This is a genomic window from Nonomuraea sp. B12E4 (genome assembly GCF_039871825.1).
GTDB lineage: Bacteria > Actinomycetota > Actinomycetes > Streptosporangiales > Streptosporangiaceae > Nonomuraea.
The window spans coordinates 241,048-259,099 of the sequence record NZ_JBDPME010000004.1; the positions used below are offsets into that span (position 1 = coordinate 241,048).

The 18,052-nt window shown below is 68.1% G+C and carries 16 protein-coding genes and 1 pseudogene; 1 reads left to right on the forward strand and 16 read right to left on the reverse strand.

From position 1 onward, the window contains the following. Positions 1-166 precede the first annotated feature (166 nt). The 3 genes and pseudogenes from ABGB18_RS12435 to msrA form a co-directional block, all read right to left on the reverse strand. Positions 167-685: a type II toxin-antitoxin system RelE/ParE family toxin gene (locus tag ABGB18_RS12435; protein ID WP_347695603.1), complete on the reverse strand. Its 519-nt coding sequence runs from the start codon at positions 683-685 to the stop codon at positions 167-169. A 3-nt stretch (positions 686-688) separates the two neighbouring features. After that, positions 689-997 (reverse strand): type II toxin-antitoxin system prevent-host-death family antitoxin, encoded by a 309-nt coding sequence (locus ABGB18_RS12440; protein ID WP_347695604.1) that lies wholly within the window; start codon positions 995-997, stop codon positions 689-691. A 54-nt stretch (positions 998-1,051) separates the two neighbouring features. Beyond that, positions 1,052-1,728: pseudogene (gene msrA, locus ABGB18_RS12445) on the reverse strand (peptide-methionine (S)-S-oxide reductase MsrA). Between the two features lie 123 nt (positions 1,729-1,851). Between msrA and rarD the strand changes: the two are divergent. After that, complete coding sequence (rarD, locus tag ABGB18_RS12450; RefSeq protein ID WP_347695605.1) at positions 1,852-2,775, forward strand: EamA family transporter RarD; 924 nt, start codon at positions 1,852-1,854, stop codon at positions 2,773-2,775. On the opposite strand, the gene ABGB18_RS12455 is transcribed toward rarD, so the two are convergent. From ABGB18_RS12455 to ABGB18_RS12515, 13 genes are all read right to left on the reverse strand, one after another. Then, positions 2,743-3,732 (reverse strand): polyprenyl synthetase family protein, encoded by a 990-nt coding sequence (locus tag ABGB18_RS12455; RefSeq protein WP_347695606.1) that lies wholly within the window; start codon positions 3,730-3,732, stop codon positions 2,743-2,745. The genes rarD and ABGB18_RS12455 overlap by 33 nt on opposite strands. Positions 3,733-3,742: 10 nt before the next feature. After that, positions 3,743-5,329 carry an NADH-quinone oxidoreductase subunit NuoN gene (gene nuoN / locus ABGB18_RS12460; protein WP_347695607.1) on the reverse strand — a complete coding sequence of 529 codons (1,587 nt, stop codon included), beginning with the start codon at positions 5,327-5,329 and terminating at the stop codon, positions 3,743-3,745. Then, positions 5,326-6,885 carry an NADH-quinone oxidoreductase subunit M gene (locus tag ABGB18_RS12465; RefSeq protein WP_347695608.1) on the reverse strand — a complete coding sequence of 520 codons (1,560 nt, stop codon included), beginning with the start codon at positions 6,883-6,885 and terminating at the stop codon, positions 5,326-5,328. The genes nuoN and ABGB18_RS12465 overlap by 4 nt, the downstream gene beginning before the upstream one ends. After that, positions 6,885-8,747, reverse strand: a complete 1,863-nt coding sequence (gene nuoL / locus ABGB18_RS12470; protein ID WP_347695833.1) for an NADH-quinone oxidoreductase subunit L — start codon at positions 8,745-8,747, stop codon at positions 6,885-6,887. The genes ABGB18_RS12465 and nuoL overlap by 1 nt, the downstream gene beginning before the upstream one ends. Before the next feature lie 73 nt (positions 8,748-8,820). Then, entirely contained in the window at positions 8,821-9,117 is a 297-nt protein-coding gene (gene nuoK / locus ABGB18_RS12475) for an NADH-quinone oxidoreductase subunit NuoK (RefSeq protein WP_185069996.1), read from the reverse strand. Beyond that, positions 9,114-9,911, reverse strand: a complete 798-nt coding sequence (locus ABGB18_RS12480; protein ID WP_347695609.1) for an NADH-quinone oxidoreductase subunit J — start codon at positions 9,909-9,911, stop codon at positions 9,114-9,116. The genes nuoK and ABGB18_RS12480 overlap by 4 nt, the downstream gene beginning before the upstream one ends. Next, positions 9,904-10,419 carry an NADH-quinone oxidoreductase subunit NuoI gene (nuoI, locus tag ABGB18_RS12485; RefSeq protein ID WP_347695610.1) on the reverse strand — a complete coding sequence of 172 codons (516 nt, stop codon included), beginning with the start codon at positions 10,417-10,419 and terminating at the stop codon, positions 9,904-9,906. The genes ABGB18_RS12480 and nuoI overlap by 8 nt, the downstream gene beginning before the upstream one ends. Continuing rightward, entirely contained in the window at positions 10,406-11,704 is a 1,299-nt protein-coding gene (nuoH, locus tag ABGB18_RS12490) for an NADH-quinone oxidoreductase subunit NuoH (protein WP_347695611.1), read from the reverse strand. Before nuoH ends, nuoI begins: the two co-directional genes overlap by 14 nt. Next, a complete protein-coding gene (locus tag ABGB18_RS12495; protein WP_347695612.1) occupies positions 11,701-14,088 on the reverse strand; it encodes an NADH-quinone oxidoreductase subunit G in 2,388 nt (795 codons plus the stop codon). The genes nuoH and ABGB18_RS12495 overlap by 4 nt, the downstream gene beginning before the upstream one ends. Then, on the reverse strand, positions 14,085-15,374 hold the full coding sequence (gene nuoF / locus ABGB18_RS12500) for an NADH-quinone oxidoreductase subunit NuoF (RefSeq protein ID WP_347695613.1): 1,290 nt from the start codon (positions 15,372-15,374) through the stop codon (positions 14,085-14,087). The genes ABGB18_RS12495 and nuoF overlap by 4 nt, the downstream gene beginning before the upstream one ends. Further along, a complete protein-coding gene (nuoE, locus tag ABGB18_RS12505) occupies positions 15,371-16,027 on the reverse strand; it encodes an NADH-quinone oxidoreductase subunit NuoE (protein WP_347695614.1) in 657 nt (218 codons plus the stop codon). The genes nuoF and nuoE overlap by 4 nt, the downstream gene beginning before the upstream one ends. A gap of 64 nt (positions 16,028-16,091) precedes the next feature. Next, on the reverse strand, positions 16,092-17,417 hold the full coding sequence (locus ABGB18_RS12510; protein WP_347695615.1) for an NADH-quinone oxidoreductase subunit D: 1,326 nt from the start codon (positions 17,415-17,417) through the stop codon (positions 16,092-16,094). Next, positions 17,414-18,019: an NADH-quinone oxidoreductase subunit C gene (locus tag ABGB18_RS12515; RefSeq protein WP_347695834.1), complete on the reverse strand. Its 606-nt coding sequence runs from the start codon at positions 18,017-18,019 to the stop codon at positions 17,414-17,416. The genes ABGB18_RS12510 and ABGB18_RS12515 overlap by 4 nt, the downstream gene beginning before the upstream one ends. Positions 18,020-18,052 lie beyond the last annotated feature (33 nt).

Here is an 18,052-nt window from a genome sequence, read left to right on the forward strand (position 1 = left end):
ACCCTTGTCCTGGCCAGACAAGGGTGTCTCGCCGACCTCAGGCCTCGCCGGAGGTCAGATCGACAGGACAGGCCACGCCTGTCCTGTCGATCCCGCAATATCCGTTCGGCACTTTAAAAAGGTATTGCTGGTGGTAGCACTCCACTTCAGGTCATAGATGTGCTGCTCAGCTGGGCTTCGACCGGTACTCAGCCCACATGTCGACGGCCTCTTGGAGATCAAGAGCGGCGACGTCCTCGCGAGCCATCCCCACTGTGTAGATCAGTCGGTCCGCGAGCCAATCCGGAACAGGCTCTCTAGGAGGCGTCTTCTCCACATGAATATGATCGGCGAGAGTGCCGAGGCGCTCGATCACCTGGCCGAGCTGGATGATCTCTGGACGGTGGGCATCCGCCTCGCGCACCCTCGCCGTCGCCTCTGCATAGACTTCCGCGTCGGCCCGCTCGCCCACGGCCCAAACTTCACAGACCTCCACCGACTTGTCCTCGGTGATGCGATAGACGACGCGCCAGGTGTTACGACCGACCACAAGCTTCCGGAAACCGGTCAGTTCTCCACCAAGCGGGTAGCCGGCCTCGGGATTCTCCAGCAGGAGAAGGATCTTCTTCAGCACCTTGGGCGCCGCGTCTGGACCGATGCGTCGGAGGTCATCGACCGCCGGCGCCGTAAAGACGACGTCTGACACAGGTCACTCGTCGTCCGGGATCGCGGCCAACGACTCGCGGGTGTGCCCGAAAGCCGCGAGCACCTCGTCGAGCGAGACACGCCCCCCCGTATCCGTGGCCGACCGAGCAAGTACAAGCGCCAGATCACGCAGATCGGCCGCAGCTTCCTCCAACTGATTGAGCCGGCGGATGCTCACCACTGCCGCCACCGGCTGATGCCGACGGGTGACCACCAGATCGGTCCCCTGCTCCGCATCAGCCACCAGGCGGGCAATCCCTCGCTGGGCCGCTTCGGTGACGCTCAGCTCAGTAGCGTCGTGCAGGACAGTCATACGTCAACTGTATATCTTTCTGCACAGAACCGCGATCCCTGAGCGAGTCCAGGCTCACGCCTCGCCAGATGTCAGACCAACCGGGCAGGCCACACCCGTACGCCGATGCCGCAGTAGCCGTTCGGCACTTTAAAAAGATACCGTAACCCGGTCTCCGCGCTTCGGGCTCACGCGGAGACCTGCACCGGCCCGAAATCACCGCTCGTGGCCTTACGAGCCTCGGCGTAGTGAGCAGGATCTGCCTTGATCCTTGCGGTGATTTCGGGCAGCTGCTCGGGCGAGTGGTAGTAGATCGCCGACCGGTATTGTGTGCCCACGTCGTTGCCCTGGCGCATTCCCTGGGTGGGGTCGTGGGCCTCCCAGAAGACCCGCAGCAGCTCCTCGTACGAGATCTTCGCCGGGTCGAACGCCACCCGGACGACCTCCGTGTGGCCCGTGAGGCCGCTGCAGACCTCCTCGTACGTCGGGTTGGGGGTGTAGCCGCCCTGGTAGCCGACGGCCGTGGTGATGACGCCGGGGGTCTGCTAGAACTTGCGTTCCGCGCCCCAGAAGCAGCCGAGGCCGAAGTCGGCCACCTCCACCGAGGCGGGCGCCGGGTCCGAGGTGTACGGAGGGGTCAGGGGGGCTGCCAGGACGGCGTGCCGGGACGGCACGGGGATCGGGTCCGGGCGGCCAGGGAGGGCGTCCTCGGGTCGGACCATCGAAGGCTTGTTGCCGAACAGCCAGCCCATCGCACTACCTCCATAGGGTCTGATCCCAGGCTACATAGCCCGCAACGCTTTAGCGGGTCTACACATTTCCGTATAGAGGATGAAATTTGTGATTAAAGGTGGTAATGCCGGAAGATGTGATCCATGCCTGATCTTCGGCGTGGCGTGCTGTTCGGGATCGCCGCCTACACCATGTGGGGCCTGTTCCCCCTCTACTGGCCACTACTGAAACCCTCCGGAGCCGTCGAGATCCTGGCTCACCGCATGGCCTGGTCGCTGGTCGCCGTCGTCGCCGTGCTGGCCCTGCGCCGGCACTGGTCCTGGGTGCGCGAGCTGGCCAGGCAGCCGGCGAAGCTGGCGCTGCTGGCCGTGGCCGCCGTGGTCGTCACCGTCAACTGGGGCACCTACATCTACGCCGTCAACAGCGGGCACGTGGTGGAGAGCGCGCTGGGCTACTTCATCAACCCCCTCGTCAGCGTGCTGTTCGGAGTGGTGCTGCTGCGCGAGCGGCTGCGGCCGCTGCAGTGGGCGGCGGTCGGGTTCGGGGCGCTGGCGGTGCTCGTGCTGACGCTCGACTACGGGCGGCTACCGTGGATCGCGCTCACGCTGGCGGTGAGCTTCGGTGTGTACGGGCTGGTCAAGAAGCGGGCCAACGTGGCGGCCACGGAGGCCCTGGCCGTGGAGACGCTGGTCCTGCTGCTGCCTGCCCTCGGCTACCTGGTGTTCCTGCAGGCGGACGGGCAGGCCACGTTCGGGCACCACGGGGTCTGGCACGCGCTGTTGCTGGTCGGCGCGGGGGTCATCACGGCCGTCCCGCTCATCTGCTTCGGGGCCGCCGCCATTCGGGTGCCGCTCAGCACCATGGGCCTGCTGCAGTACATAGCGCCCGTCCTGCAGTTCGCGGTCGGGGTGCTGATCGCCAAGGAGACGATGCCGTCCAGCCGGTGGATCGGGTTCTCGATCGTCTGGCTGGCCTTGGCGATCTTCACCTACGACAGCTTCCGCGCCGCGCGCGCGGCCGCCCGGATGCGGAAATCAGCCAGAACGCTTGACCACATAATCACATAGAGCTATAAAAGCCGCCCTGGCCGGAATGTCAGGAAGACCGGAAAGGTCGGTACGAGCCCGGTCCACCCACGAGTCCAGCTCGGCCCGGGCCTGGACCATGCCGGAGTGCGCGCGCAGCCGGGTCAGCGCCTCCGCCACGTCTTCGTCCGCCACCGGACCCGACAGCAGCTCGTTCAGCCGCGGGTCGGCCGCCGAGGCCAGGGCGTACAGGACCGGCAGCGTCCTGATGCCCTCGCGCAGGTCCGTGCCGGGCGTCTTGCCCGACTCGGCACCCGAGGAGGCCACGTCCAGCAGGTCGTCCCCGAGCTGCCAGGCCACCCCGATGGCCTCGCACGCGCGGCTGAGGCGCTCCTCCACGTCCGACGGCGCCCCCGACAGAAGCGCGCCGAACCGCCCGGAGGCGGCGATCAGGGAGCCCGTCTTGTCCGCCAGCACGCTGAGATAGTGGGAGATCGGGTCCTCATCAGCCTTCGGCCCGACCGTCTCCCTGATCTGACCCTGTACGAGGCGGGAGAACGTCTGCGCCTGGATGCGGATCAGCTCCGGACCGAGGTCGGCCAGGAGGTCGGAAGCCTGGGCGAAGAGGTAGTCGCCGGTGAGGATGGCCACGGTGTTGTCCCACCGGGCGTTGGCGGACGGCGAGCCCCGGCGCACCGGGGCTTCGTCCATGACGTCGTCGTGGTAGAGCGAGCCGAGGTGGGTCAGCTCGATCACGACCGCGCCGGGCACCACACCCGGCGCGGACGGGTCGCCGAACTGGGCGGCCAGCAGCAGCATCAACGTACGGAACCGCTTGCCCCCGGCCTCGATGAGGTGCTTGGACGCCTCCGTGACGAAGGCGTCCTCACTCTCCACCGACGAACGCAGAAGCTTCTCGACCGCGGCCATTCCGTTGGCTAGGTCCTGCGCCAACCGTTCGTCCTCGATGGGAAGGTCAACCACGGGAGGCGCAGACATACAAATCCCCTTATCTGATGAACAGGCTGTGAGCAGCGTCGTTGGCGACACCGAGTAGGGACTCCGGGTAGAGCCCCACCCCTACGGTAACCAGCAGCGAAACCGCGATGACGGCCACGGTCCCCATACTGGGCACCGCGATCGCCGGTCCGTCCGCCGCCGGCTCGCTGAAGAACATCAGCACGATCACGCGTACGTAGAAGAACGCCGCGATGGCCGAGGCCACCACACCCACCACGACCAGACCGGCCATCCAGCCGCCCATCGAGTCGCCGGGCTGCGTACCGCTGTTCAGGGCGGCCGCGAACACCGCGTACTTTCCGAAGAAGCCGCTCGTCAGCGGGATGCCGGCGAAGGCGAGCAGGAAGAAGGCGAACACCCCGGCCAGCATCGGCGAGCGCTTGCCGAGCCCGGCCCAGCGCGACAGGTGCCCGGCCTCGCCGCCCGGGTCGCGCACCAGCGTGACCACCGCGAACGCGCCGACCGTGGTGATGCTGTAGACGGCCAGGTAGAACAGGATCGCCTTCAGGGAGACGGCGTTCTGCGCGGCCGTGCCGAACGTGGCCATCACGCCGACGAGCAGGAAGCCCGCGTGCGCGACGGACGAGTAGGCCAGCATCCGCTTGATGTCGGTCTGCGTGATCGCCAGGATCGAGCCCACGATCATGGTGAGCGCGGCGACGCCCCAGATGATGGGCCGCCAGTTCCAGTCGAGGTTACCCAGACCCACCCAGAACACCCTCAGCACGGCCCCCACGGCCGCGACGAGCGTGCCCGAGGCCATCAGTGCCGTGATGGGGGTCGGGGCGCCCTGGTAGACGTCAGGCTTCCACGCCTGGAACGGGGCCGCGCCGATCTTGAACAGCAGGCCGACGCCGAGCATCGCGAAGCCGATCATCAGCAGCGGGTCCAGGCCGGAGTTCCCGGCCAGGGCCTGGTTGATGCCCGGCAGCGAGACGGTGCCCGCGAACCCGTAGATCATCGCGGTGCCGTACAGGAAGAACGCCGAGGAGAAGGCGCCCAGCAGGAAGTACTTCATCGACGCCTCCTGCGACAGCAGGCGGCGCCGGCGGGCCAGGCCGCACAGCAGGTAGAGCGGCAGCGACATGACCTCAAGGGCCACGAACATCATCAGCAGGTCGTGCGCGGCCGGGAACAGCAGCATGCCGCCGACCGCGAACAGCACCAGCGGGTAGACCTCGGTGTGGCCGCCGCCGCCCTGCGCCTCGGCCTCCTCCTCGTCGGCGCTGCCGGGCACGGCCGCGGCCGAGGCGACGAAGTGGCCCTCGTCGTTGATGAGCAGGACGCAGACGAACGACAGGACGAGGATGACGCCCCAGATGAACAGCGAGGGCCCGTCCACCGCGACCGCGCCCATGGCCGAGGCCGTGGTGGACACCTGGCCGCGCAGCACCTGCACGAGGACCAGGGCGAACGCCCCGAACAGGCTCAGCAGGGTGAGCGGCACGTGGATCGCCTTGCGCAGATAGCGCGGCGCGAACGCCTCGACGAGCACGCCTATGATGGCCGCGCCGAACACCACCAGCAGCGGCGCCAGCGTGCCGTACTCGATCGTCGGCGCTGGGATGGTGTTCACTGACCTGTCCCCTTCTCAGCGATGGTGGAGGTGGGCACCTGCACGTTGGTCAGTGTCTGGTGCACCGACGGGTTGATCACGTCGAGCAGCGGCTTGGGGAAGACGCCGAAGCCGATGATCAGCGCGATCAGCGGAGCCAGCACCCAGACCTCGCGGGCGTTCAGGTCCTTGAAGGCCTTGACCGGCTCGGCCGTCGGCCCGTTCATCGCCCGCTGGACCATCCACAGGATGTAGACGGCCGCCAGGATCACGGCCAGCGCGGAGATGACCGCGGCCACCGTCAGCGCGCCCGAGCCGTGCGCCGCACTGGAGTACGTGCCGATCATGACCATGAACTCGCTGACGAAGGACGAGAGCCCCGGCAGCGACAGCCCGGCCAGACCGGCGATCAGGAAGAAGCCGGCCAGCAGCGGCGCGACCTTCTGCACGCCTCCGTAGTCCCCGATGAACGGCGACCCGCGCCGGGCGATGAGGAACCCGGCGGCCAGGAACAGCGCGCCGGTGGCGAAGCCGTGGTTGACCATGTAGAGGGCCGCGCCGGACTGGGCGGTCGCCGACATGGCGAACACGCCGAGCACGATGAAGCCGAAGTGCGAGATCGACGTGTACGCGATGAGCCGCTTCATGTCGGTCTGCCCGATGGCCACGATGGCCCCGTAGATGATGCTGATGACCGCCAGCACCACGATCGGCATCGTGAACGACTTGGCCGCGTCCGGGAAGAGCTCCAGGCAGAAGCGCAGCATCCCGAACGTGCCGACCTTGTCCAGCACGCCCACCAGCAGCACCGCGGCCCCGGCCGGAGCCTGCGCGGCCGCGTCGGGCAGCCAGGTGTGCACCGGCCACAGCGGCGCCTTGATCGCGAAGGCGATGAAGAAGCCGCCGAACAGCCACTTCTGCATCGCCGGGTCCTGGATGGCCCCGACGAGCTCGGGGAACATGAACGTCTTGCTGCCCGCGACCACGTAGAGCCCGATGACCGCGACCAGCATGAGCAGGCCGCCGAACAGCGAGTACAGCAGGAACTTGACGGCCGCGTAGGACCGCTGGGCACCGCCGTAGGAGCCGATCATGAAGTACATCGGGATCAGCATGGCTTCGAAGAAGACGTAGAACAGGAAGATGTCGGTCGCCGCGAAGACGCCGATCATCATCGTCTCCAGCACCAGCAGCAGCGAGAAGTACGTCTTCACCGACCGCTTTGGCGTGATCAGCGTGCCGTCGGCGGTCTTGACCCCGTCCGCGTCGTGCCAGGAGGCCAGCACCACGATCGGCACCAGCACCACCGACAGGGCGATCAGCACGAGCGCGACGCCGTCTACGCCGACCCCGAACTTCACGCCGAAGCTCGGGATCCAGTCGTACTCGGCGGCGAACTGGAACCGCTCGCCGGAGGGCTTGAACCCGGCGGCCATGACGCCCGTCAGGACCATGACCAGCAGGGAGACCGCCAGCGTGACCTGCTTGGCCAGCTTGTCACTGCCCTTGGGAAGCAGGGCCACCACGATGGCGCCCACCACGGGCACCGCCATGAGTATCGGAAGCCAGGGTGACATCAGAGGTTCCCAACGAGGAGCAGGGCGCCGGTCAGCAGGGCGGCACCGATCAGGATGGACAGCGCGTACGTTCTGGCGAAGCCCGTCTGGATCCGCCGCAGGCGCCCGGAACTGCCGCCGATGCCCGCGGCCAGACCGTTGACCAGCCCGTCGATGCCGCGGTTGTCGAAGAACACCGCGATGCGGGTCAGCCACTGGCCGGGGCGCATGAACAGCGACTCGTTGAGCGCGTCACCGTACAGGTCGCGGCGGGCGAACGTGGTGAGGAAGCTGCCGCGCGGCTGCACGGCCGGCACCTCGACCCGGCCGTACCGCGTCCACGCGAAGCCCGCGCCGATCGCGACGAGCACCAGCGTGACGATGCCGGGCACGCTCGCGAAGTGGAAGGACGGCAGTTCCTCCGGCAGACCGACGGCCGGGCCGAGGAACTTCATGAGCGTGTTGCTCAGGATGAGGTAGCCACCGAGGAAGATCGCGCCGATCGACAGGATGATCAGCGGCCAGGTCATGACCGCCGGGGACTCGTGCGGGTGGGCGTCGTCCGCCCAGCGCTTCTGGCCGAAGAAGGTCATGAAGACCATCCGCGACATGTAGAAGCCCGTGATGCCCGCGCCCAGCACGGCGAGCCAGCCCAGCACCGGCTGGTGGTGCACCGCGGTCTCGATGATGCCGTCCTTGGTGAAGTAGCCGGACAGCAGCGGGAACCCGATGATCGCCAGGTAGCCGATGAAGAACGTGACGAAGGTGATCGGCATCGCCTTGCGCAGCGCGCCGTACTTGCGCATGTCCACTTCGTCGTTCATGCCGTGCATGACGGACCCGGCGCCGAGGAACATGTCGGCCTTGAAGAAGCCGTGCGTGATCAGGTGGCCGATCGCGAAGGCGTAGCCCGCCGGGCCGAGGCCCGCGCCGAGCATCATGTAGCCGATCTGCGACATCGTCGAACCGGCCAGGCCCTTCTTGATGTCGTCCTTGGCGCAACCGATGATGGCACCGGCCAGCAGCGTGGCCGCACCGACGATGGCCACCGCGAGCGCGGCGCCCGAGCCCTCGTGGAAGAAGAACGCCCCGGAGCGGACCACCAGGTAGACGCCGGCGGTCACCATGGTCGCGGCGTGGATCAGGGCCGACACCGGGGTCGGGCCCTCCATGGCGTCCAGCAACCAGGACTGCAGCGGGAGCTGGGCCGACTTGCCGCACGCGCCGAGGAGCAGCAGCAGGCCGATGGCCAGCGTGGTGCCGTTCTCGACGCCGCTGGTCTGGACGGCCAGGTCCTTGAAGGCGAGCGAGCCGAACGTGGTCCAGATGACGAACATGCCGACCAGCAGACCGAAGTCGCCGACCCGGTTGACCACGAACGCCTTCTTGGCCGCGGTCGCCGCCGACGGCTTGAACTGCCAGAACCCGATCAGCAGGTAGGAGGCCAGACCCACGCCCTCCCAGCCGATGAACAGGCCCACGTAGTTGTCGGCCAGCACCAGCAGCAGCATCGCGGCCACGAACAGGTTCAGGTAGGAGAAGAACCTGCGCCGGTGCTCGTCGTGCGACATGTAGCCGATCGAGTAGATGTGGATCAGCGATCCGACACCCGTGATCAGCAGTGCGAAGCTGATCGACAGCGGGTCGATGAGCAGCCCCATGTCCACCATGGGCGGCTCGCCCGGCATGCCGGGGATGAACTCGAAGAGGTGGACGGCCCGCCGCCGCGCCTCCTCGCCGAACCCGATCAGCTCGAAGAACGCCAGCACTGCCACGACGAACGAGGCGAGGGACATGGCCACGCCCAGCAGATGGCCCCAGCGATTCGTGAACCGGTTGAACACCAGCAGGATGAACGCCCCCACCAGGGGGAAGGCGATCATCAGCCAGGAGACGCCGATCACGCCGCCGGTGTGCTGGGTGATCTCAGCGATTTGAGATTCCACCAGTCACCTCTTAGTACTTCAGCAGGTTCGCGTCGTCGACGGACGCGGACCTGCGGGTTCGGAAGATCGTCACGATGATGGCCAGGCCTACCACGACCTCGGCCGCGGCCACCACCATCACGAAGAACGCGATGATCTGGCCTTCCAGGTTGCCGACCTGCCTGGAGAAGGTGACGAAGGCGAGGTTGCAGGCGTTGAGCATGAGCTCCACGCACATGAACACCACGATCGCGTTGCGCCTGATCAGCACGCCGAGCGCGCCGATGGCGAAGAGCAGGCCGGACAGGACGAGGTAGTGCGTCGTCACTTGGTCACCTCATTGTTCCGCTCGGCCTCGTGCTCGTCGGCCTCGTCCTCCTCGGCCGTCTGCCTGATCGCCTCGGCGAGCTTGGGATCCTCGGGCAGGTGGCCCTGCTCGAGGTCGTAGCGGGCGATGTAGCGGTTGACCGAGGACTCCGCGACCGAGCCGTCCGGCAGCAGCGCGGGCATGTCGATGGCGTTGTTCCTGGCGTAGGTGCCGGGCCCCGGCAGCGGCGACGGGCGGTCGCCGCGGAACCGGGCGCGGGACATGTCCTTCTGCGTGGCCTTCGCGGTCAGCTGCTCACGGTGCGCCAGCACCATCGCGCCCAGCGCCGCCGTGATCAGCAACGCCGAGGTGATCTCGAAGGCGAACACGTAGCGGGTGAACAGCAGCTCCGCGATCGAGCGGATGTAGCCGTTCTGCCCGGTGGCCGCCGCCAGCCCGACCTGCGGAGTGAAGATCGCGTTGCCGATCGCCAGGACGAACAGCACCAGGAACCCTGCGGCCGCGATGACGGCCCAGAAGCGCTGGCCCTTCAGCGTCTCCACGAAGGAGTCGGAGGAGTCCACGCCGACCAGCATGAGCACGAACAGGAACAGCATCATGATGGCGCCGGTGTAGACGATGATCTGCACCGCGGCCAGGAAGGGCGCGTCCTGCACCGCGTACAGGACCGCCAGGCACAGCATCACGGTGCCGAGCATCAGCGCCGAGTAGACGGCCTTCCGGTTGAAGACCATGCCGAGCGCGGCGCCGACGGACACGACGGCGAGCACCCAGAAAGTGATGGTCTCACCCATTGGTCCGCCCCAGCCGGTAGTAGTCCTCTTCGGTCTCACCGAGCCGCATGGGGTGCGGAGGCTGCTCCATGCCCTGGGTCAGGGGTGCGAGCAGCATCTCCTTGGTGAAGATGAGGCTCTCGCGGTTGGTGTCGGCGAGCTCGTACTCGTTGGTCATGGTGAGCGCGCGCGTCGGGCAAGCCTCGATGCACAGGCCGCACAGGATGCACCGCAGGTAGTTGATCTGGTACGTGCGCCCGTAACGCTCGCCCGGCGAGAAGCGCTCCTCCTCGGTGTTGTCCGCGCCCTCCACATAGATCGCGTCGGCCGGACACGCCCAGGCGCACAACTCGCACCCGACGCACTTCTCCAGCCCGTCGGGCCAGCGGTTGAGCTGGTGACGCCCGTGGAACCGAGGCGCGGTCGGCCTCTTGTCCTCCGGGTAGTTGACCGTGACGGGCTTTTTGAACATCGTGTGGAAGGTGACCCCGAAGCCCTTGACGGGGTTCAGCCAATCAGTTAGTCCCACTGGGAATCTCCTTGTGCTGCACCCCGTGGTAGTGCGGCAGGTCGAGCGGCGGCACCGGGAAGCCGCCGGCCGTCGGCTCGTTGGACAGTTCCTCGAACTCGGCCTCCACCTGTGCCTTCCTGTCCTCCTTGCGCCGCTGGTTGACGGTGTCGAACCGCATCCAGATGGCCAGCGCGCCGACGACGATGATCACACCGACCACGATGCCGAGAACCTTGTTCTCGGGGTTGACCACGACGTTGCGCACGGCCGCCACCAGCAGGATCCAGGCCAGGTTGACCGGGATCAGCACCTTCCAGCCCAGGGACATGAGCTGGTCATAGCGCACGCGCGGCAGCGAGGCCCGCACCCAGATGATGAAGCTGAAGGTCAGCGCGAACTTGATGAAGAACCACAACACCGGCCAATAGCCCGTGAACGCCCACTCCCACGACGCGGGGAAGGGCGGCCGCCAGCCACCCAGGAACAGCGTCACCGCGATCCCGGAGGCCGTGAAGGTGTGCAGGTATTCACCCATCATGATCAGGGCGAACTTCAGCGACGAGGAGTATTCGGTCTGGAAGCCGCCGACCAGCTCGCCCTCGCCCTCGGGCAGGTCGAACGGGATGCGCGCGGCCTCGCCGAACATGCAGATCACGTAGATCAGGAACGACGGCAGCAGCAGGAACACGTACCAGGTGTCCGCCTGCGCCTTGACGATCTCCGAGGTGGACAGCGTCCCGGCGAACAGGAACACCGCCACGAACGACAGGCCCATCGCGATCTCGTAGGAGACCACCTGGGCCGCCGACCGCAACCCACCGAGCAGCGCGTACGGCGAGCGCGACGACCACCCGGCCAGCACCACCCCGTAGACCGACACCGCACCCATGGCCAGCATGAACAGCACCGCCACCGGCAGGTCCACCAGTTGCAGCGGCGTCCGCACGCCGAACAGGTTGACCATCGGCGCGAACGGGATGATGGAGAAGGCCAGGAACGCCGGCACCACCATGATCACCGGCGCGAGCAGATAGAGCACCCGGTCCACGGTCCGCGGGAAGATGTCCTCCTTCAGCCCCATCTTCAGGCCGTCGGCCACGGACTGCAGCAGACCGAACTTGCCGGCCCGGTTGGGGCCGTACCGGTGCTGCATCCGCGAGATCAGCTTGCGCTCGTACCAGACGCCGAACAGGATGCCCAGCATCAGGAAGAGGAACAGCAGCACGGCCTTGATGATGGTGATCCACACCGGATCCTTGCCGAAGTCGGCAAGGGTCGGGTCGGCCGCGAGTGGGTGAATCATGAGGCGCTCCCGATGGTGACGATGTCGCCGGCCACCGCGCACAGGTCACGCGTGACCGAGCAGCCGCCGGAGTTCGCCGGCACCCAGACCACGCGGTCCGGCAGGTCGGCGACGCGTACTGGCAGCGTCACGGTTTCGTCCGCCGTGCCGCCGATCACGAGCTTGTCCCCGTCGGCGACGCCGAGCTCGGCCGCCGTGTTCTCGGAGACCAGCGCCTCGGCGGCACGCGCGGTGCCCGCGAGGTAGGGCTCACCGTCCTGCAGCCTGCCCTCGTCGAGCAGCAGGTGCCAGCTTGCCAGCAGCGCCTGACCCTGCTCCGGGACCACCTGGGTGCGGGTCAGCGCGTTCGGCGCGCTGACCCGGCTGCCGCGCCAGGAGCCCATGCTGGACAGCTCGCGCCGGGCCGCCTTGGCGTCCGGCAGGCCCAGGTGGACGTCCATCCGGTCGGCCAGGTTGCCGATCACGGCGAGGTCGCTCTGCAGCCCGGGCACCTTGAGCGGTGCCTCGAACGAGCGGCCCCGGCCCTCCCAGTTGACGAACGTGCCGCTCTTCTCCTGGACGGAGGCGACGGGCAGGACCACGTCGGCGCGGTCGGTGACGGCGCTGGCGCGGATCTCCAGGCTGACGATGAACGGCGTGTGCTCCAGCGCCTCCAGCGCCGCCGCCGGGTCGAGCAGGTCGTACGGGTCGACCCCGGCCACCAGCAGGGCGTCCAGTTCGCCGCCCCGGGCCGCCTCCAGGATGCCCGCGGTGTCGCGGCCCGGCGTGGCGGGCAGCGTGGCCACGTTCCATGCCCGGGCGACCTCGGCCCTGGCGGTCTCGTCGTCGACCGGGCGGCCGATCGGCAGCAGGTTGGGCAGCGCGCCCGCTTCGAGCGCCCCGCGCTCACCGGCCCTGCGCGGCACCCAGGCGAGCCTGGCGCCGGAGGCGGCGGTGAGCCGGACGAGGGCCGAAAGGGCGCCGGGCACGGTGGCCAGGCGCTCGCCGGCGAGCACGATCGTGCCCTCGGCCAGCGTGCCGACCAGGTCGCCGACGGCGTCGGCCTCGGCGCCGGGCGCGGTGCGGATGAGCGTGCCGCCCATCTTGACCAGCCCGGGAGAAGCGAACGGGGCGATGGCGGTGACCTTCAGGCCCCTCTTCTGCCACGCCTTGCGCAGGCGCAGGAAGACGATCGGCGACTCCTCCTCGGGCTCGAACCCGACGAGCAGCACGGCGGGGGCGTTCTCGAGGTCGGCGTAGTTGATCTCGATGCCCTTGCCGGCCACCGCGTGCGCCAGGAACTGCGCCTCCTCGGCGGAGTGCGGCCGGGCGCGGAAGTCGATGTCGTTGGAGCCCAGGGCGAGCCTGGCGAACTTGGCGTAGGCGTAGGCGTCCTCGACCGTGACCCGGCCGCCGACCAGCACGCCGGCCTTGCCGCGGGCCCTGGCGAGCCCCTGGGCGGCCACCATCAGCGCCTCCGGCCACGAGGCGGGCACCAGCACGCCCTCCTCGTTGCGGACCAGCGGCGTCTTGAGCCGGTCGGGCTGCGTGGCGTAGGTGAAGGCCCAGCGGCCCTTGTCGCAGTTCCACTCCTCGTTGACCTGCGGGTCGTTGCCCGCCAGGCGCCGGGTGACCCGGCCACGCCGGTGGTCGGTGCGCTGGGCGCAACCGGAGGCGCAGTGCTCGCACGCGCTCGGCGTGGACACCAGGTCGAACGGGCGGGCCCGGAACCGGTAGGCGGCGCCGGTCAGCGCGCCGACCGGGCAGATCTGCACCGTGTTGCCGGAGAAGTAGGAGTTGAACGGCTTGCCCTCGGCGGTGCGCACCTGCTCCTTGGCGCCGCGCTCGAAGAACTCGATGAGCGGGTCGCCGGCGATCTGGTCGGAGAAGCGGATGCAGCGCGCGCACTGGACGCAGCGCTCGCGGTCGAGCAGCACCTGCGTGGACAGCGGCAGCGGCTTGGGGAAGGTGCGCTTCTGCTCCTGGAACCTGGACTCGCCCTGGCCGTTGGACATGGCCTGGTTCTGCAGCGGGCACTCACCGCCCTTGTCGCAGACCGGGCAGTCCAGCGGGTGGTTCATCAGCAGCAGCTCCATGGCCCCGCGCTGCGCCTTCTCGGCGACCGGCGAGGTGAGCTGCGTCTGCACCACCATGCCCTCGGCGACCTCGATCGCGCACGACGGCTGCGGCTTGGGGAAGCCGCGGCCGTTGCCCGCGTCCGGGATGTCGACCAGGCACTGGCGGCAGTTGGCCGCCGGGTCGAGCAGCGGGTGGTCGCAGAACCGCGGGATCTGGATGCCCAGCAGCTCGGCGGCTCTGATGATCAAAGTGCCCTTGGGCACGCTGACCTGGAACCCGTCGATGGTCAGGGTCACCAGGTTCGTTTCGGTCTCTACGACAGTCACTGCTCACTCCAGAGAGTGGACTTCTTCGGGTCGAACGGGCACCCGCCGATCTCGAAGTGCTTGAGGTACTCCTCGCGGAAGTACTTCACCGAGGAGTGGATCGGGCTGGTCGCGCCGTCGCCCAGGGCGCAGAACGAGCGGCCCAGGATGTTGTCCGCGATGTCGGTGATCGTGGCCAGGTCCTCCTCGGTGCCCTGGCCCTTCTCCAGGCGCTTGAGCACCTGCTTGAGCCAGTAGGTCCCCTCGCGGCAGGGCGTGCACTTGCCGCAGGACTCGTGGGCGTAGAACTCCGTCCAGCGCAGCACCGTACGGACCACGCAGGTGGTCTCGTCGAAGATCTGCAGCGCCCGGGTGCCGAGCATGGAGCCCTTGGCGCCCACCGCCTCGAAGTCGAGCGGCACGTCGAGGTGCTCATCGGTGAAGATCGGCGTCGAGGAGCCGCCCGGGGTCCAGAACTTGATCCGGTGCCCGGCGCGGACACCGCCCGCCATGCTGAGCAGCTCGCGCAGCGTGATGCCGAGCGGGGCCTCGTACTGGCCGGGCCGGGTGACGTGGCCACTCAGCGAGAAGATGCCGAAGCCCTTGGACTTTTCGGTGCCCATCCCCGCGAACCACTCGGCGCCGTTGTCGATGATCGAGGGAACACTGGCGATCGACTCGACGTTGTTCACCACGGTAGGCGAGGCGTACAGGCCCGCCACGGCGGGGAACGGAGGCTTGAGACGCGGTTGACCTCTGAAGCCTTCCAGCGAGTCGAGCAGTGCCGTCTCCTCGCCGCAGATGTAGGCGCCCGCGCCGCTGTGCACCACCAGCTCCAGGTCGTAGCCGGAGCCGAAGATGTCGCTGCCGAGGAAGCCCTTCTCGTACGCCTCCCGCACGGCCGCGTGCAGCCGCCGGATCACGTGCAGCACCTCGCCCCGCACGTAGATGAAGGCGTGGTTGGCGCGGATCGCGTAGGAGGTGATGATGATGCCCTCGACCAGCGAGTGCGGGTTGGCCATCATCAACGGGATGTCCTTGCAGGTGCCCGGCTCCGACTCGTCGGCGTTGACGACGAGATAGTGCGGCTTGCCGTCGCCCTGCGGGATGAAGCCCCACTTCATGCCCGTCGGGAAGCCCGCGCCGCCGCGGCCGCGCAGACCGGAGTCCTTGACGGCCTGGATGACGGCGTCGGGGTCCATGCCCAGCGCCTTCCTGGCCGCCTCATAGTCGCCCCCGTAGCCGTCGAGGGTGAAGGAGTTGGCCTGGTCCCAGTTCGCGGTCAGGACCGGAGTGAGTGTGGTCATGCCTCGGGGGCCTTCCATCCGTGGGCCTTGGCCACCTTCAGGCCCTCAAGTGAGGGCCCGGCCGCCGACGGGCCGTCGCCCGCCAGGTCGTCGGGCAGCCCCGCGAGCACGCGCGAGGCCTCCTTGAAGGTGCACAGCTTCTTCGGGCCGCGGGTGGGCCGCACGTCCTTGCCGTCGCGCAGGTCGTCCACGAGCTGCTTGGCCGACTCGGGCGTCTGGTTGTCGAAGAACTCCCAGTTGACCATCATCACGGGGGCGAAGTCGCAGGCCGCGTTGCACTCGATGCGCTCCAGCGAGACCTTGCCGTCCGGCGTCGCCTCGTCGTGACCGACGCCGACGTGCTCCGACAGCTCGTCCCAGATCTGGTCGCCGCCCATGACCGCGCACAGCGCGTTGATGCACACGCCGACGTGATAGTCACCGGCGGGCTTGCGCTTGTACATCGTGTAGAAGGTCACCACGCCCGTGACCTCGGCCTTGCTCACGCCGAGCATCTCGGCACAGAACTCCTGGCCGTCGTCGGAGACGTAGCCGTCCTCCGACTGCACCAGGTGCAGCAGCGGCAGCAGGGCCGACCGGGCCTTGGGGTAGCGGCCGATGATCTCCTTGGCGTCCTTTTCCAGACGATCCCGGACTTCCGGTGAATATGTCACGCGCCCTCCTCCGTCGGACACGTGACATGCGTGCTGTATCCGATTGTTCGTTCGCTACGCTCACTCACCTGTCCACACCTCCCATGACGGGGTCGATAGAAGCCACCGCGGCGATCACGTCGGCGACCTGGCCGCCTTCCGCCATCGCGGGGAAGCCCTGCAGATTGCAGAACGACGGCTCGCGGAAGTGCACCCGGTACGGGCGGGTGCCGCCGTCGCTGACCACGTGCGCGCCGAGCTCGCCCTTGGGCGACTCGATGCTGGCGTACGCCTGCCCGGCCGGCACCCTGAAGCCCTCGGTCACCAGCTTGAAGTGGTGGATGAGGGCCTCCATCGAGGTGCCCATGATGTGGGCGATGTGGTCGGGCGAGTTGCCGAACCCGTCGGGGCCGAGCGCGAGCTGCGCGGGCCAGCCGATCTTCTTGTCCTCGATCATCACCGGGTCCCCCTTGAGCGGCCCGGCGATGCGGTCCAGGGCCTGCTCGACGATCTTGAGGGACTCCTCCATCTCCTTCATGCGCACGAGATAGCGCGAGTAGACGTCGCAGCCGCGCTCGGTGGCCACGTCGAACTCGTAGGTCTCGTAGCCGCAGTAGGGCTGCGACTTGCGCAGGTCCCACGGCAGCCCGGCGGCGCGCAGGATCGGGCCGGTGACGCCCAGGGCCATGCAGCCGGTCAGGTCGAGGTAACCCACGTCCCTGGTGCGGCGCACGTAGACCGGGTTCTCGTCGAGGAGCTTGCGGATGTCCTTGATCCGCTTGGGCATCTCCTTGAGGAACTCGCCGACCTTGTCGACCGCGCCCGCGGGCAGGTCGACGCTCACGCCGCCCGGCCTGATGTAGGCGTGGTTCATCCGCAGACCCGTGATGTACTCGAACAGGTCCATGACCATCTCGCGGTCGCGGTAACCGAACAGGAACGGCGTCGTCGCGCCCAGCTCCATGCCGAACGTGCCCATCGCGACCAGGTGCGAGGAGATGCGGTTGAGCTCCATCATCATCACGCGGATGGCCTGGGCCCGCTCGGGGATCCGGTCCTCGATGCCGAGCAGCTTCTCCACGCCCATGCAGTAGGCGGTCTCGTTGAAGATCGGCGAGAGGTAGTCCATCCGGGTCACGAACGTGGTCCCCTGGGTCCACGTCCGGTATTCCATGTTCTTCTCGATGCCGGTGTGCAGGTAGCCGATGACGCTGCGCGCCTCGGTGACCGTCTCGCCGTCGAGGGTCAGGACCAGGCGGAGCACGCCGTGCGTGGACGGGTGCTGCGGGCCCATGTTGACGACGAGACGCTCCTCCTCGGAGGCGCGCACACCGGTGACGACCTCGTCCCAGTCGGCGCCGTTGACCGAGTAGACCTTGCCCTCGGTCGCCTCGTCATAAGCGGTGCTCACGAGTAGGACCTCCTCTGGTCGGGCGCGGGGATGGTGGCGCCCCGGTATTCGACCGGGATGCCGCCGAGCGGGTAGTCCTTGCGCTGCGGGTGGCCGTCCCAGTCGTCCGGCATCATGATGCGGGTGAGGCCGGGGTGTCCGTCGTAGACGATCCCGAAGAAGTCGTACGCCTCCCGCTCGTGCCAGTCGTGGCCCGGGTAGACGCCGACGGTGGAGGGGATGTGCGGATCGGAGTCGGGCGCGCTGGCCTCGACCCGCACCCGCCGGTTGTGGGTGATCGAGCACAGGTGGATGACCGAGTGCAGCTCCTCGCCCGCCAGGTGCGGGTAGTGCACGCCGGACACGCCGAGCGAGAGCTCGAACCGCAGCGCCGGGTCGTCGCGCAGCTTCTGGCACACCTCGACCAGACGCTCCCGCCTGACGTGCAGGGTCAGCTCGCCTCGGTCCACGACCACCCGCTCGATGGCGTCGTCGAGCGCGAGGGTGTCCACGAGCTCGTCGAAGTAGCCGCCGTACGGGCGGGGCGTCGAGAGCTGGGGCGCCCGGCGGACGACGAGACCGCCGTAGCCGGAGGTGTCGCCGGAGTCCTGCGCGCCGAACATGCCGCGCCTGGCGACGGGCGGCTCGGGCACCGC